Source organism: Pseudomonas frederiksbergensis (assembly GCF_900105495.1).
GTDB lineage: Bacteria > Pseudomonadota > Gammaproteobacteria > Pseudomonadales > Pseudomonadaceae > Aquipseudomonas > Aquipseudomonas frederiksbergensis.
On sequence record NZ_FNTF01000002.1, the window covers coordinates 6,127,260 to 6,142,151 of the forward strand.

The window sequence follows — 14,892 nt, forward strand, 5'->3', positions numbered from 1 at the left end:
GTTCAACAGCGCCGTGTGTGATTACTTGATCAGGCCAACCCGCGAGAAATTCGGCAGGTGACTGAGTTTAGGTTCTGGCCAGCTCATCCAGACTGCGAAGGCCTTGCCGACGATATTCTTGTCGGGAACCATGCCCAGCAGATCCTTGGGAATGCTCGGGTCATCCCAGTAGCGACTGTCGTTCGAGTTGTCGCGGTTGTCGCCCATCATGAAGTAGTGCCCGGCAGGCACGGTCCATGTACGGTCCGGCGATGCACGATAGCGGCTCATTTCCTTGCGGATCTGGTGCTCGGCGACGCCGAGTTTTTCCTTGTAGAGCTCGGCGCTGCCCAACGTGCCCGGCTCGGAGCCGACCAGTTGTTCGGCAACCGACTCACCGTTGACGAACAGACGCTTGTCGGCGGTGTAACGAATCTGGTCACCCGGCAGGCCCACCACACGTTTAATGTAGTTGACGTTCGGATCGCTCGGGTAGCGGAACACCATCACATCGCCACGCTGTGGATCACCGACTTCGATGACTTTCTTGTCGATCACCGGCAAGCGGATCCCGTAAGAAAACTTGTTCACCAGAATGAAGTCGCCGACGTCCAGGGTCGGTTTCATCGAGCCGGAAGGAATCTGGAACGGTTCCACCAGGAACGAACGCAGCACCAGCACGATGAACAACACCGGGAAGAACGACTTGCCGTATTCGACCAGCAGCGGCTCTTTGTTCAGTTTCTCGACCACCACCATGTCAGCCTGGCTGACGCTACCCTGGTAAGAGTTAATGGCAGCCCGGCGCCGTGGCGCCAGGAACAGCAGATCGAGCAACGCCAACAGGCCGCAGACGAACACGGCGATGACCAGCAACAGCGGGAAATTTAGTGACATAGGACCTAACTATCCAACCTGAGCACTGCAAGGAAGGCTTCTTGTGGAATTTCCACGTTACCGACTTGCTTCATGCGTTTCTTACCGGCCTTTTGCTTTTCCAGCAGTTTTTTCTTACGGCTAACGTCACCGCCGTAGCATTTGGCCAATACGTTCTTTCTGAGTGCCTTGACGGAGGTCCGCGCAATGATCTGCCCGCCAATGGCAGCTTGGATCGCGACGTCGAACATCTGGCGTGGAATCAGTTCTTTCATCTTCTCGGTCAGCTGGCGACCTTTGTAGTGCGCGTTATCCTTGTGCACGATCAGCGCCAGGGCGTCGACCTTGTCACCGTTGATCAGCACATCCAGTTTCACCAGATTAGCCGATTGATAACGATCGAAATGGTAATCCAGCGAAGCATAGCCACGGCTGGTGGATTTCAGACGGTCGAAGAAGTCCAGGACCACTTCGTTCATCGGCAAATCGTAGGTCACTTGAACCTGGGTACCGAGGAACAGCATGTCGTGCTGGACGCCACGCTTCTCGATGCACAGGGTAATGACGTTGCCCAGGTGCTCTTGCGGCACAAGAATATTGGCCCGCACGATCGGCTCGCGCATGTCTTCGATCGAGGACAGGTCAGGCAGCTTCGACGGGTTGTCGACGTAAATCGTTTCTCCGGTTTTCAGCAGCAGCTCGAAAATTACCGTCGGCGCCGTGGTGATCAGGTCCAGGTCGTACTCGCGCTCCAGGCGCTCCTGGATGATTTCCATGTGCAGCATGCCGAGGAACCCGCAACGGAAGCCGAAGCCCAGTGCGTCGGAGCTTTCCGGGGTGTATTGCAGGGACGAGTCGTTGAGCGTGAGCTTTTGCAGCGCTTCACGGAAGTCTTCGAAGTCGTCGGAGCTGACCGGAAACAGACCGGCGTACACCTGCGGCTGAATGCGTTTGAAGCCTGGCAGCACGTCGACGTCCGGCGTGGAGCTCAAGGTCAGGGTGTCACCGACCGGTGCCCCGTGAATGTCCTTGATGCCGGCGATGATGAAGCCTACTTCGCCGGCCTTCAGGTCAACGGTGGCGGTGTGTTTCGGGTTGAAGACACCGACGCTGTCCACGAGGTGGATCTTGCCGGTGGACTTGACCAGGATCTTGTCGCCCTTCTTCACACGACCGTGGCGCACGCGAACCAGGGAAACAACGCCCAGGTAGTTGTCGAACCAGGAGTCGATGATCAACGCTTGCAGCGGATCTTCGTAGTTGCCGGTCGGCGCAGGAATGGTCTTGACCAGACGCTCCAGTACTTCGTCGACGCCCAGACCGGTCTTGGCACTGCACTCGACTGCGTCGGTGGCATCGATGCCGATGATTTTTTCGATTTCTTCTTTCACGCGGTCCGGATCGGCCTGAGGCAGGTCGATCTTGTTCAGGACCGGCATCACTTCCAGGCCTTGCTCGATCGCGGTGTAGCAGTTGGCTACCGATTGCGCTTCAACGCCCTGACCGGCATCGACCACCAGCAACGCACCTTCACAGGCCGCCAGCGACCGGCTGACTTCATAGGTGAAGTCGACGTGGCCCGGGGTGTCAATGAAGTTCAACTGGTACTTGATGCCATCGCGAGCGGTGTAATACAGGGTGACGCTGTGGGCCTTGATGGTGATCCCGCGTTCACGTTCCAGGTCCATGGAGTCCAGAACCTGGGCTTCCATTTCGCGCTCGGCAAGGCCGCCACACATCTGGATGAAGCGATCGGCCAGCGTCGACTTGCCATGGTCAATGTGGGCGATGATGGAGAAATTGCGGATATGACTCAAATCACTCACGGATCAACACTCAAAAAGGCTGCAGGCATAGCCCGCCGAAAAATAGCCGGGAATTGTACCTGATCCACGGCGCAAGCGTCACGTTCGCAGGTCAGACGGCGGATACAAAAACGCCCCGGTCTTGTGACAGGGGCGTTTCGAGTGACCATCAAGGACAAGGGAAACCCTTGATCAACCGGCCCGGCGCAACAACCAGAGCCCGGCCAAGGCACAAACACCTGCCGGAACAAGCACCGCAAACAGTGGCGAGAAACCGAAGACCAGGCTCGAAGGACCGAGCAAATCCTGAACGATGCGGAAGGTGAAGCCCACCAGCACGCCAGTGAACACTCGCTGACCGAGGGTCACCGAGCGCAACGGACCGAAGATGAAGGAAATCGCCATCAGCACCAGCGCGGCGGTGACCAGCGGTTGCAACACCTTGACCCAAAATGCCAGCCAGTAACGACCATTGCTCAAGCCCTGGTCCGCCAGGTAGTGGATGTACCCCCACAGACCACTGATCGACAGCGTGTCAGGCGACATGACCACGGTGCTCAGCAGCTGCGGACTCAAGGCGACATTCCAGCGCTCGACCGGGGTAGTAACCACTTCAGTGCTCTTTTCATGGAACAGCGTGGTGGTGACGTCGCTCAACTGCCAATGATCCTGATCGAACTCCGCCCGCTTGGCGAAGCTGGAAGAGACCATATGCCGCTCATCGTCGAAACGATAACGGGTGACGCCGTACAGCAGGCCGTTGGGTTGCACAGAGTTGACGTGAATGAACTCATCTCCCTGGCGATGCCACAAACCGTGCTTGGCGCTCTGCGCATCGCCGCCGCCCTGAGCCAGGGAGCGATTGGCCTGAGCGGTGACTTCGGTGGCCGGCGCTACGTATTCGCCGATCAGTACACCCACCACCATCAGGACCAGCATGGGCTTCATGACCGCCCAGACGATGCGACCGATCGACACGCCCGCAGCGCGCATGATGGTCAGTTCGCTGTGACTGGCCAGGCTGCCGAGGCCGATCAGGCAACCGATCAGTGCAGCCATCGGCAACATGTCGTAAAGACGACGCGGCGCGGTCAGCAGGACATAGCTCAACACATCGACCAAGGTGTAGGTATCGCTGACATCCCCCATCTCATCGATAAACGCGAACAGTGTCGCCAGACCGAGAATGATCCCCAGCACCGCCAGAATTGCCACGAACACGCTGCTGCCAATGTAGCGATCGAGCTTATCCACGAGCCACCTCCAGCGCGCTGCGGCGACTCGCCCGCTTCAACTGCAGGGGTTCCCAATAGAGCAAGCCCAGGCCGATGGCCAGGAAGATTGCATGCACCCACCACAACCCCAGAGCTGGCGGGATCTTGCCCTTTTCAAGGGCGCCGCGAGCGGCAATCAGGATGGACAGGTAAGCCATATATAGAAGAATCGCCGGCAACAGCTTGAGGAAACGGCCCTGACGCGGATTGACCCGCGACAGCGGCACCGCCATGAGGGTCACGATGAAGACCAGCAATGGCAGGGATAGACGCCACTGAAGCTCGGTGCGGGAGCGAATGTCATCACTGCCGATCAGGGAACCGGTGGTCATTGCATCACGGTCGGTCACTTCGTCGCTGACGTCCGGTTTGGGCAGCAGTACGCCGTACTCCTCGTACTTGATCGCCCGGTAGTCGGCCTGCCCCGGATTGCCGTCATAGCGATAACCGTTGTCGAGAATCAGGTAACGGTTACCGTCGGGGCGAATTTCCTGACGGCCACTCTCGGCCACCAGCACGGAAATCCCGCGATCCTTCTTCTCCGAATTGACGTTTTTCTGCGAAATGAACACGCCGCCGAGGTTGATGCGATCATCCGACAGCGTTTCGGTGTAGGTCACCCGCGTCCCGTCACGCAGCGCCTGGAAGCGACCCGGCTCGAGGGTGTCGAACTCAGTCAGGGCATCCTGCTTGTTCAGCAGCAACTGGAATTGATTGGCACCTTGTGGCGCCAGGCTCAGGCTCAGCCATGCCACCACCAGTGCGACCAGGGTGGCTGGGAAAAGGGTCATGGCAAACAGACGCTGCTGGCTCATGCCGGTGGCAGACAGCACCGTCATTTCGCTTTCAAGGTACAGGCGACCGTAGGCCAGCAGGATTCCGAGAAACAGGCCCAAAGGCAAAATCAACTGCAGGAAACCCGGCAGGCGAAAGCCCATGATCAGAAATAGCGAGCCCGGATCCAGGAGGCCAGAGGCCGCCTGGGCGAGGTACTTGATGAAGCGACCGCTCATGATGATGACCAGCAGCACAGCGCTGACGGCGCTCAAGGTCAACAGGACTTCGCGGGACAGGTAACGGAAGACAATCAAACCAGACACTCCAGGGTTGTCAGGCTAAGGCGGCCAAACAAGCAAACGTATCAGACGGCCCGCAGGGCAGAGCCGCCGAAAAAGTTGGCGCATTATCCTGTGATTGGGTGCGCCTGTCACTGCGCATGCTCAAGCAGGCGGGTAAAGCGCTGAAGATCGTACGACCGAGGGTTGTCAGGCTCGGGGCACGAGGTTCAAACTGCGGCCTTTGTCGCGGGCCGTGACCTGCGTCTTTCTATTTATAAGCAAGCTCGAATGCATGCTGTCGAGCTCTTGCGTGTTGACCATTAATTCAGGGACCCGGACATGGAACTGGTTGTAAAAAGCGTTAGCCCAGAAACGTTGAAAACCGCCACTCTGGTAGTCGCCGTCGGCGAAGGCCGCAAGCTCGGCGCTGTTGCCAAACAACTCGACGAACTGAGCGGCGGCGCCATCAGTGCTGTGCTCAAGCGCGGCGACCTGGCGGGCAAAGTCGGTCAAAGCCTGTTGTTGCACAGCCTGCCGAACCTCAAGGCTGAACGCGTGCTGCTGGTAGGCGTGGGCAAAGACGAAGAGCTGGGCGACCGCCCGTTCCGCAAAATCATCGCCGGCATCCTCAACACCCTTAAAGGCCTGGGCGGCAGCGACGCCGTGCTGGCCCTGGACGAAGTCGTGGTCAAAGGCCGTGACAGCTACGGCAAGACCCGCCTGCTGGCCGAAACCCTGGTGGACGGCGAATACACGTTCGATCAGTTCAAGAGCCAGAAAGCCGAGCCTCGCAGCCTGAAAAAGATCACCCTGGTGACCATCAAGGCTGCACAAGCTGAAGTCGAGCGCGCCGTGGCCCACGCCACCGCCATCGCCAACGGCATGGCGTTCACCCGTAACCTGGGCAACCTGCCGCCAAACATCTGCCACCCGACGTTCCTCGGTGAGCAAGCGAAGAACCTGGGCAAAGAATTCAAGAGCCTGAAAGTCGAAGTCCTTGATGAGAAGAAGATCAAGGACCTGGGCATGGGTTCGTTCTACGCCGTCGGCCAGGGCAGCGCCCAGCCACCACGCCTGATCGTCATGCAATACAACGGCGGCAAGAAATCCGAGAAGCCGTATGCACTGGTCGGCAAAGGCATCACTTTTGACACTGGCGGCATCAGCCTGAAACCGGGCGCCGGCATGGATGAAATGAAGTACGACATGGGCGGCGCTGCCAGCGTATTCGGTACGCTGCGTGCGGTGCTCGAGCTGAAACTGCCGATCAACCTGGTGTGCATCCTGGCTTGCGCCGAGAACATGCCGAGCGGCAACGCTTCGCGTCCAGGCGACATCGTCACCACCATGAGCGGCCAGACCGTGGAAATCCTCAACACCGACGCCGAAGGCCGTCTGGTGCTGTGCGACGCCCTGACCTACTCCGAGCGCTTCAAGCCGCAAGCGGTGATCGACATCGCGACCCTGACCGGCGCTTGCGTCGTTGCGCTGGGTTCCCACACGTCGGGCCTGCTGGGCAACAACGACGAACTGATCGGCCAACTGCTGAGCGCTGGCCAATCGGCTGACGATCGCGCCTGGCAACTGCCGTTGTTCGATGAGTACCAGGAACAGCTGGACAGCCCGTTCGCCGACATCGCCAACATCGGCGGTCCGAAAGCCGGCACCATCACCGCGGCCTGCTTCCTGTCGCGCTTCACCAAGAACCTCAACTGGGCACACCTGGACATCGCCGGCACGGCCTGGACCAGCGGCGGCAAGGACAAGGGCGCCACTGGCCGTCCGGTTCCATTGCTGACCCAATACCTGCTGGACCGCGCCAAAGCCTGAAACCGATGACTTCCGATGGCATCACTCTCGGGTGATGCCACTTGAAGCTCAGGAACCGCAATGACCAAAGTCGACTTCTATATCCTGCCTAGCGCCGATCCTTCGGCGCGGCTGGATTTTGCCTGCAAACTCACCGAAAAAGCCTGGCGCATGGGCCACCGCATCTACCTGCATTGCAGCGATGCCGCCCAGCGTGACGATCTTGATGCGCGTTTGTGGACCTTCAAGGGCGAAAGCTTCGTGCCCCACGGCCCCGCTGAAAATGAGCCGGACAGCTTGATTGTGCTGGGCTTTGGCGATGACTGCGGTCCGCATCAGGACCTGTTGGTCAATCTCGCCCTGAAAGTCCCGGCATTCGCCAACAAGTTCGCCCGAGTGGCGGAAGTGGTGGTGGAAGATCCGACGATTCGTACGGCTGCGCGGGAGAGTTTCCGTTTCTACCGCGAACAGGGCTATCCTTTGCAAGATCACCGTTTACAGCGACTCTGAGCATTCCGATGGACACTCCAAAACCGCTGCAAAAGTCCGCGCACCTGCTGGACGACCTTGAGTCGATCCGTCAATTGCTCGGCGACGACAACCTGCAACCGCCCTTGCTCACCGAAACGGTCGAGGACGGTGACCAGGAGCAGATTCCGATGCTGTTCGATACCGTTGGCGCCAACCCGCCCATACTCGAACCCGCGCCACCCGCCCCAGCAGCCCCTGCCGCCCAACCGGCACCCGCCGCCAGCAAGAGCGCCGACGAGCTGCTGCACCTGGAAGACGAACTGCGCGCCGCCGCGCAATTGATCATGCAAGACGTGATCGACGACTTCGCCCCGCACATCGAAACCGAAATCAAACGCCGCCTCAGCGCGCGGATGGAACGGTTGTTGAGCCAATACGAATAACCCCAAGCCCGGCGGGTTTCTGTGGCGAGGGAGCTTGCTCCCGCTCGGTTGCGCAGCAGCCGCAAAGCCGTGTACCTGGCATACCTAACTTGCTGATGTCGGGGCCGCTTCGCGCCCCAGCGGGAGCAAGCTCCCTCGCCACAGGTTCATTCCACAGTTTGATCTGCGCCCGGTCTACCCCGGCTCGCCCTCCGCCCCATGCCCCGCTATACTTGCCGGCTTTTCCTGAATAAATGCCAATAGGGTCCCGCCGCGCATGGATAAGACCTACCAGCCGCACGCCATTGAAACTTCCTGGTACAACACCTGGGAGTCAGAGAATTACTTCGCCCCGCAAGGCGCGGGCGAGTCCTACACCATCATGATCCCGCCGCCGAACGTCACCGGCAGCCTGCACATGGGTCACGGCTTCAACAACGCGATCATGGACGCCCTGATCCGTTTCCGCCGCATGCAGGGTCGTAATACCCTGTGGCAGCCGGGTACCGACCATGCCGGTATCGCCACGCAAATGCTGGTGGAGCGCCAACTCGAAGCCCAGGGCCAGAGTCGTCATGATCTGGGCCGTGAGAAATTCCTCGAGAAAGTCTGGGAGTGGAAGGATCAGTCCGGCGGCAACATCAGCCGTCAGATCCGCCGTCTCGGCTCTTCCGTGGACTGGGGCCGCGAGCGCTTCACCATGGACGACGGCCTCTCGGAAGCCGTGAAAGAAGCCTTTGTGCGCCTGCACGAAGACGGTCTGATCTACCGCGGCAAGCGCCTGGTCAACTGGGACACCAAGTTGCACACGGCGATTTCCGACCTCGAAGTGGAAAACCACGACGAGAAAGGTTTCCTGTGGAACCTGAAATACCCGCTCGCCGACGGCGTGAAGACCGCTGAAGGCAACGATTACCTGATCGTCGCGACCACTCGCCCGGAAACCATGCTCGGCGACGCCGCCGTCGCGGTTAACCCGAACGACGAACGCTACAAAGCCTTGATCGGCAAATTTGTCGAGCTGCCGCTGGTCGGCCGTCGCATCCCGATCATCGCCGACGATTACTGCGACCCTGAGTTCGGCACCGGCTGCGTGAAAATCACCCCGGCGCACGATTTCAACGACTACGAAGTCGGCAAGCGCCACAACCTGCCGCTGCTGAACATCTTCGACAAGAACGCCGCTGTATTGCCGGCCTGTCAGGTGTTCAACCTCGACGGCACGCTGAACGAAAGCATCGACGGCAAGATCCCGGCCGAATACGCCGGACTGGATCGCTTCGAAGCGCGCAAGCAGATCGTTGCAGCGTTTGATGCCGCCGGCCTCTTGGTCAGTGTCAACGATCACGCGTTGAAAGTACCGAAAGGCGACCGCTCCGGCACCATCATCGAGCCGTGGCTGACCGACCAGTGGTACGTGTCGACCAAGCCATTGGCCGAGCCGGCCATCGCTGCGGTTGAAGACGGCCGCATTCAGTTCGTGCCGAAACAATACGAAAACATGTACTTCTCGTGGATGCGCGACATCCAGGACTGGTGCATCAGCCGTCAGCTGTGGTGGGGCCACCGGATTCCGGCCTGGTACGACGAGTCGGGCAAAGTCTATGTCGGTCGCGACGAAGCCGAAGTCCGCGCCAAGCACAACCTTGGCCCGGACGTTGCGCTGCAACAGGACAATGACGTTCTCGACACCTGGTTCAGTTCGGGCCTGTGGACGTTCTCGACGCTCGGCTGGCCTGAGCAGACCGAATTCCTGAAGAAATTCCACTCCACCGACGTGCTGGTCACCGGTTTTGACATCATTTTCTTCTGGGTTGCCCGGATGATCATGCTCACCATGCACTTGGTGAAGAACGAAGACGGCACGCCGCAGGTTCCGTTCAAGACTGTTTATGTGCACGGTCTGGTGCGTGATGGCCAGGGACAGAAAATGTCCAAGTCCAAGGGCAACGTCCTGGACCCGCTGGACATCATCGACGGCATCGAGCTCGAAGACCTGGTGCAGAAACGCACCTCCGGCATGATGCAGCCAAAACTGGCGAAGAAGATCGAGAAGCAGACCCGCGACGAGTTCGCCGACGGCATCGCCAGCTATGGCACCGACGCCCTGCGCTTCACGTTCTGTTCGCTGGCATCGACCGGTCGCGACATCAAGTTCGACATGGGCCGCGTCGAGGGCTATCGCAACTTCTGCAACAAGATCTGGAACGCCGCGCGCTACGTGCTGGACAAGGGCGAAGACTGCGGGCAGAACGGCGAAGCTTATGAGCTGTCGCTGGCGGATCGCTGGATCATTTCGCAGCTGCAACGCACCGAAGCCGAAGTGACCCGCCAACTCGATCAGTTCCGCTTCGACCTGGCTGCACAAGCCTTGTACGAGTTCATCTGGAACCAGTATTGCGACTGGTACCTGGAACTCTCCAAGCCTGTGCTGTGGGACGAAAACGCACCGGTCGAACGCCAGCGTGGCACCCGCCGCACACTGGTTCGAGTGCTGGAAGTCGCGCTGCGTCTGGCGCACCCGTTCATGCCGTTCATCACCGAAGAAATCTGGCAGCGCATCGCGCCGCTGGCCGGTATCGAAGGCAAGACGATCATGCTGCAACCGTGGCCTGTGGCCAATGAAGCACGCATCGATCAGGGCGCCGAAAACGACATCGAATGGCTCAAGGAACTGATGCTCGGCACGCGCAACATCCGCGGCGAAATGAACATCGGTCCAGGCAAGCCGTTGAACCTGTTCCTGAAAAACGTCAGCGCCGAAGATCAGCGTCGCCTCACCGAGAACGAAGCCCTGCTGAAGAAGCTGGCTCGCCTCGAATCGATCACCGTGTTGGCAGCTGGCGAAGAAGCACCGCTGTCCGCCACCGCACTGGTCGGCGAGATGGAAGTGCTGGTGCCGATGGCCGGCCTGATCGACAAAGACGCCGAACTGGCACGACTGGACAAGGAAATCCTGCGATTGCAGGGCGAAGTTCAGCGCGTGGGCGGCAAGCTGTCCAACGCCGGTTTCGTCGACAAGGCCCCGGCCGAAGTCATCGAGAAGGAACGCGCCAAACTGGCTGAAGCCGAACAGGCTTTGGGCAAGTTGGCCGAGCAGCATGCGCGGATTGCCAGTTTGTAACGGCAAATCGCAATGAAAAAGGGAGGCCCGAAACGGCCTCCCTTTTTTGTGCCTTTTTACTCAGGGCAAGTGCCACCACCGGGTAACTCGACACTGATTTTCACCCATGACTTCGGCGAACTAACAGTATTCCCCCCACGCGTTACCGAATAACAAACACCCAACGACCCCGAACGAATAGGTTTGATCGCGGTGGCGTACGGCCCGATGATGAAATCAACAGGCTGCCCCACATCCGCAGGGCCTATCACTCGCTCAAATTGAGTCGCTGTTCCTGGAATAGGGGTTTTATCATCGAAACTGGTGTATCCCTGGGAAAACAACGTCAGCACATCGCCTGGCTCAACACCCTTTATCGACGGAACCTTAGCAATAATCCCTTGCACGGGGCTGCGCTTGCTTGAGCAGTTAATAAATCCGAAATTATTGGTGCTTGGAAATGTTGCGGCAAACAAATCATCCATTACGATCACTCCCGAAATAAGTGGCCTGCTTTAGGCAGCGCTCACCATTGAGTAAATCGAAAAAAATATCTCTCGCCCACTGTCATAAATAACAGTTCCTCAAGATCTTTTCGGCATAAAAAGTGCTCCCTGGTGCACCAACCGCACTACTTTGGCCGGGCGCAGTTTAGATGTGGGACAATACCCGCCACTTTCAGCCATACCCGAATCGACCACACCCATGAACGCCCCCCGCACACCCCGCCCTGCGCGCAAAAAGCCTGATTCCGCCACCCCGGCCAAAACCGTGGAACCGCGTGAAAAGGCCAGCCTGCATCCGCGCAATCGCCATCAGGGTCGTTACGACTTCCCGGCGCTGATCAAAACCACGCCGGAACTGGCGAAGTTCGTGATCATCAACCCGTACGGCAAGGAAAGCATCGACTTTGCCAGCCCGGACGCAGTGCGGGTGTTCAACCGGGCGTTGCTCAAGTCGTTCTACGGTGTCGCCCACTGGGACATCCCGGCCGACTACCTCTGCCCGCCGGTTCCGGGCCGTGCCGATTACGTGCACTTCCTGGCCGACCTGCTGGCCAGCGTCAACGACGGTGAGATCCCGCGCGGCGCGCCGGTCAAGGTGCTCGATATCGGCATGGGCGCCAACTGCGTCTATCCGTTGATCGGCTACAGCGACTATCGCTGGCACTTCCTCGGCTCGGAAATCGACCCGACAGCCGTGGCCGCCGCCAAAGCCATCGTCCAGTCCAACGGGCTGAACAAGGCCATCCAGTTGCGTCAGCAAAGCAACCCCAAGCACATTCTGCTGGGCCTGCTTGAACCCGGCGAACGTTTTGACCTGACCATGTGCAACCCGCCGTTCCATGCCTCGATGGACGAAGCGACCAAGGGCAGCGAGCGTAAATGGCGCGCCCTGGGCCGTGCCGATCCAAAACGCAAACTGCCGGTGCTGAACTTTGGCGGTCAGTCGGCGGAATTGTGGTGTGAAGGTGGCGAAGCACGTTTTGTGACGCAACTGATCGCCGAGAGCGCGCATTTTCAACACAAAGTGCTTTGGTTCAGCACCCTGGTCTCGAAAGCCTCAAACCTGCCTGCGATCCAGACGGCGCTGAAAAAGGCTGGCGTGCTGGAAAGCCAGGTCGTGGAAATGTCGCAAGGGCAGAAGCAAAGCCGCTTCGTCGCCTGGACGTTCCAGACTAAAAGCGAGCAGCAGGTCTGGCGCGAACGTTGGGCGCGTAAAAGCTGAGTAATTGCTGACAAGCCAAATTACTGAGTGCTGAAATCCCTGTGGGAGCGGGCTTGCCCGCGAAAGCAGTGTGCCAGGCGTCAAAGAAGGCGACTGACTCGCCGCCATCGCGGGCAAGCCCGCTCCCACAAGGATCGGCGGTGTTTGAAGAATTTATGGCACAAAAAAACCGTGCCCGGATTGCTCCGAAGCACGGTTTTTTTATAACAAGTCTTACTTGTTAACAGCGTCGGTCAGGCCTTTGGCCACAACCAGCTTGATAACTTTCTTGGCAGCGATTTCGATGGCAGCGCCAGTCGAAGGGTTACGGCCGGTACGGGCAGGACGCTCAGTCACTTTCAGTTTGCCGATACCTGGCAGAGTGATTTCGCCGCCGTTTTCCAGCTGATCGGCAACGATTTGGCCCAGTTGGTCCAGAGCGTTACGCGCGGTGGTTTTTGGCGCGTCGATAGCTTCAGCGATGTCGGCGATCAGTTGGTCTTTAGTAAGAGCCATGTAGTGTTCCTTCCCTATCAAATTCATATGGATTGCAGAGTGCAGTGTCAGCCATCGAGCCCGATCTTCTGGATCTGGCACCCTCGGCCACAACCGCGACGAGTCGGGGTTATAGATACCGAAATCAGGGTTTGGTTCGACCTGACAAATGCTGAATGCACGCTTAACGCAGTGACTTCGCGTAAGACCGGGCAAAACTAGCACAGAGACGGGGAAATATCCGCCTCTAGCTACCCATTTGGTCAGCTTTATTGCTCTAAATCGGCAAAAAACTGCATAAGGGCCATCGGACACCTGCGAATTGCCCTTCGTGCCGCGCCAAAACCAGTGGTTGCGGTACACTTGGCACTTTTTGGGGGAGCACGCCCTCCTCTCTTCCATCAGCCGAGAAGCCCATGCCGATCCGCCATTGCATCGTCCACCTGATCGACAAAAAACCCGACGGCACGCCCGCAGTTCTCCACGCTCGCGATTCCGAACTGGCCGAGTCGAGCGCCATCGAGTACATGCTTGCCGACCTCAACGAGAGCTACAACGCCAAACAAGGCAAGGCCTGGGGTTTCTTCCACGCCGAGTCCGGGGCGCATCCGTTCAGCGGCTGGCTGAAGGAATACCTCGATGGCGGCAAGGATTTCACAGCGTTCAGCCGGGTGGCGGTGGAACATCTGCAAAAGCTGATGGAGGAATCGAACCTCTCAGTGGGCGGCCACGTGCTGTTTGCGCATTATCAGCAAGGCATGACCGACTACCTGGCGATCGCCCTGCTACACCACAGTGAAGGCGTTGCAGTGACCGATCAGCTGGACGTGACCCCGTCCCGGCACCTGGACCTGGGCCAACTGCACCTGGCGGCGCGGATCAACGTCTCCGAGTGGCAGAACAACAAGCAGTCCAAGCAGTACATTTCGTTCATCAAAGGCAAGAACGGCAAAAAGGTTTCGGAGTATTTCCGCGACTTCATTGGCTGTCAGGAAGGCGTCGACGGTCCCGGCGAAACCCGCACCCTGCTCAAGGCTTTCAGTGACTTCGTCGAAAGCGAAGACCTGCCAGAAGAATCCGCTCGCGAGAAGACCAAGACCCTGGTGGATTACGCCAGCAGTCAGGCAAAACTGGGCGAACCCATGGGCCTGGAAGAACTCTCGGAGCTGATCGACGAAGAGCGCCCGAAAGCCTTTTACGATCACATCCGCAACAAGGACTACGGTTTGTCGCCGGAGATTCCGGCCGATAAACGTACCCTCAACCAGTTCCGCCGCTTCACCGGTCGCGCCGAAGGCCTGTCCATCAGTTTCGAAGCGCACCTGCTGGGCTCGAAGATCGAATACGACGAAGAAGCCGGCACGCTGATCATCAAAGGTCTGCCGACCCAGCTCACCGATCAGCTCAAGCGACGTAACTGATGCTCGGCAGCGTACTGAAGAAATTCCTGCTGATCCTGCTGGTGGTCGTGGTCTACCAGAACTGGGGCAAGATCGAGCGGGTGTTGCATCCGGCGCAAGGGGTGTCCGAGCAGACTCAGGCCAAGGCCAACGTCGTGCTCTATGCCACCGAATGGTGCGGTTACTGCAAACTGACCCGGCGCTTTCTCGATCAGAAGGGAATCCCCTACAAGGAGTTCGATATCGAGAAGGATGCCGAGGCGCGCAAAGCCTACGAAGCGCTGGGTGGCGGCGGAATTCCGATCATCGCGGTGAACGGGACGTTGCTTCGCGGGTATGACCCGGACGCCATTCTCGCCGCCCTGAAGTAACCTATTGGCTCACTCAATCTCTGTGGCGAGGGAGCTTGCTCCCGCTTGAGTGCGCAGCGCTCACAAAACAGTTAGGCCTGCTACGCAGTCCAGCGGGAGCAAGCTCCCTCGCCACAGGTTAG

General features: G+C 58.9%; 13 protein-coding genes. 7 read left to right on the top strand and 6 right to left on the bottom strand.

All coding sequences use genetic code 11. The features are described 5' to 3' along the window. Positions 1-21: 21 nt before the first annotated feature. The 4 genes from lepB to lptF form a co-directional block, all read right to left on the bottom strand. The gene (lepB, locus tag BLW70_RS28780; RefSeq protein ID WP_074879949.1) at positions 22-876 is read right to left on the bottom strand and encodes a signal peptidase I; all 855 of its coding nucleotides are present in this window, start codon (positions 874-876) and stop codon (positions 22-24) included. Positions 877-881: 5 nt separating this feature from the next. Beyond that, entirely contained in the window at positions 882-2,681 is a 1,800-nt protein-coding gene (gene lepA, locus BLW70_RS28785) for a translation elongation factor 4 (protein WP_008151572.1), read from the bottom strand. A gap of 171 nt (positions 2,682-2,852) precedes the next feature. Continuing rightward, positions 2,853-3,914 (bottom strand): LPS export ABC transporter permease LptG, encoded by a 1,062-nt coding sequence (lptG, locus tag BLW70_RS28790; RefSeq protein WP_074879952.1) that lies wholly within the window; start codon positions 3,912-3,914, stop codon positions 2,853-2,855. Beyond that, on the bottom strand, positions 3,907-5,025 hold the full coding sequence (gene lptF, locus BLW70_RS28795) for an LPS export ABC transporter permease LptF (RefSeq protein ID WP_074879956.1): 1,119 nt from the start codon (positions 5,023-5,025) through the stop codon (positions 3,907-3,909). The genes lptG and lptF overlap by 8 nt, the downstream gene beginning before the upstream one ends. A 306-nt stretch (positions 5,026-5,331) precedes the next feature. On the opposite strand from lptF, the gene BLW70_RS28800 reads away from it, so the two are divergent. The 4 genes from BLW70_RS28800 (at position 5,332) to BLW70_RS28815 (ending at position 10,818) form a co-directional block, all read left to right on the top strand. Beyond that, complete coding sequence (locus tag BLW70_RS28800; RefSeq protein ID WP_074879959.1) at positions 5,332-6,822, top strand: leucyl aminopeptidase; 1,491 nt, start codon at positions 5,332-5,334, stop codon at positions 6,820-6,822. Between the two features lie 60 nt (positions 6,823-6,882). Next, positions 6,883-7,311 (top strand): DNA polymerase III subunit chi, encoded by a 429-nt coding sequence (locus BLW70_RS28805; protein ID WP_074879961.1) that lies wholly within the window; start codon positions 6,883-6,885, stop codon positions 7,309-7,311. Between the two features lie 8 nt (positions 7,312-7,319). Further along, positions 7,320-7,715: a DNA polymerase III subunit chi gene (locus BLW70_RS28810; protein ID WP_074879964.1), complete on the top strand. Its 396-nt coding sequence runs from the start codon at positions 7,320-7,322 to the stop codon at positions 7,713-7,715. 256 nt (positions 7,716-7,971) lie between these two features. Next, positions 7,972-10,818 (top strand): valine--tRNA ligase, encoded by a 2,847-nt coding sequence (locus BLW70_RS28815; RefSeq protein ID WP_074879966.1) that lies wholly within the window; start codon positions 7,972-7,974, stop codon positions 10,816-10,818. 56 nt (positions 10,819-10,874) lie between these two features. Here BLW70_RS28815 and BLW70_RS30615 read toward each other — a convergent pair whose 3' ends face one another. Next, positions 10,875-11,282, bottom strand: coding sequence for a hypothetical protein (locus tag BLW70_RS30615; protein WP_139273430.1), 408 nt, complete (start codon positions 11,280-11,282; stop codon positions 10,875-10,877). A 220-nt stretch (positions 11,283-11,502) separates the two neighbouring features. Here BLW70_RS30615 and rlmF point away from each other — a divergent pair, with 220 nt between their 5' ends. Beyond that, entirely contained in the window at positions 11,503-12,525 is a 1,023-nt protein-coding gene (gene rlmF / locus BLW70_RS28825; protein ID WP_074879971.1) for a 23S rRNA (adenine(1618)-N(6))-methyltransferase RlmF, read from the top strand. A gap of 213 nt (positions 12,526-12,738) precedes the next feature. On the opposite strand, the gene BLW70_RS28830 is transcribed toward rlmF, so the two are convergent. After that, complete coding sequence (locus tag BLW70_RS28830) at positions 12,739-13,020, bottom strand: HU family DNA-binding protein (protein ID WP_007905514.1); 282 nt, start codon at positions 13,018-13,020, stop codon at positions 12,739-12,741. Between the two features lie 395 nt (positions 13,021-13,415). On the opposite strand from BLW70_RS28830, the gene yejK reads away from it, so the two are divergent. Both yejK and BLW70_RS28840 read left to right on the top strand, forming a co-directional pair. Beyond that, the gene (yejK, locus tag BLW70_RS28835; RefSeq protein ID WP_008147593.1) at positions 13,416-14,420 is read left to right on the top strand and encodes a nucleoid-associated protein YejK; all 1,005 of its coding nucleotides are present in this window, start codon (positions 13,416-13,418) and stop codon (positions 14,418-14,420) included. Further along, complete coding sequence (locus tag BLW70_RS28840) at positions 14,420-14,770, top strand: glutaredoxin family protein (RefSeq protein ID WP_074879974.1); 351 nt, start codon at positions 14,420-14,422, stop codon at positions 14,768-14,770. The genes yejK and BLW70_RS28840 overlap by 1 nt, the downstream gene beginning before the upstream one ends. Positions 14,771-14,892: the final 122 nt, after the last annotated feature.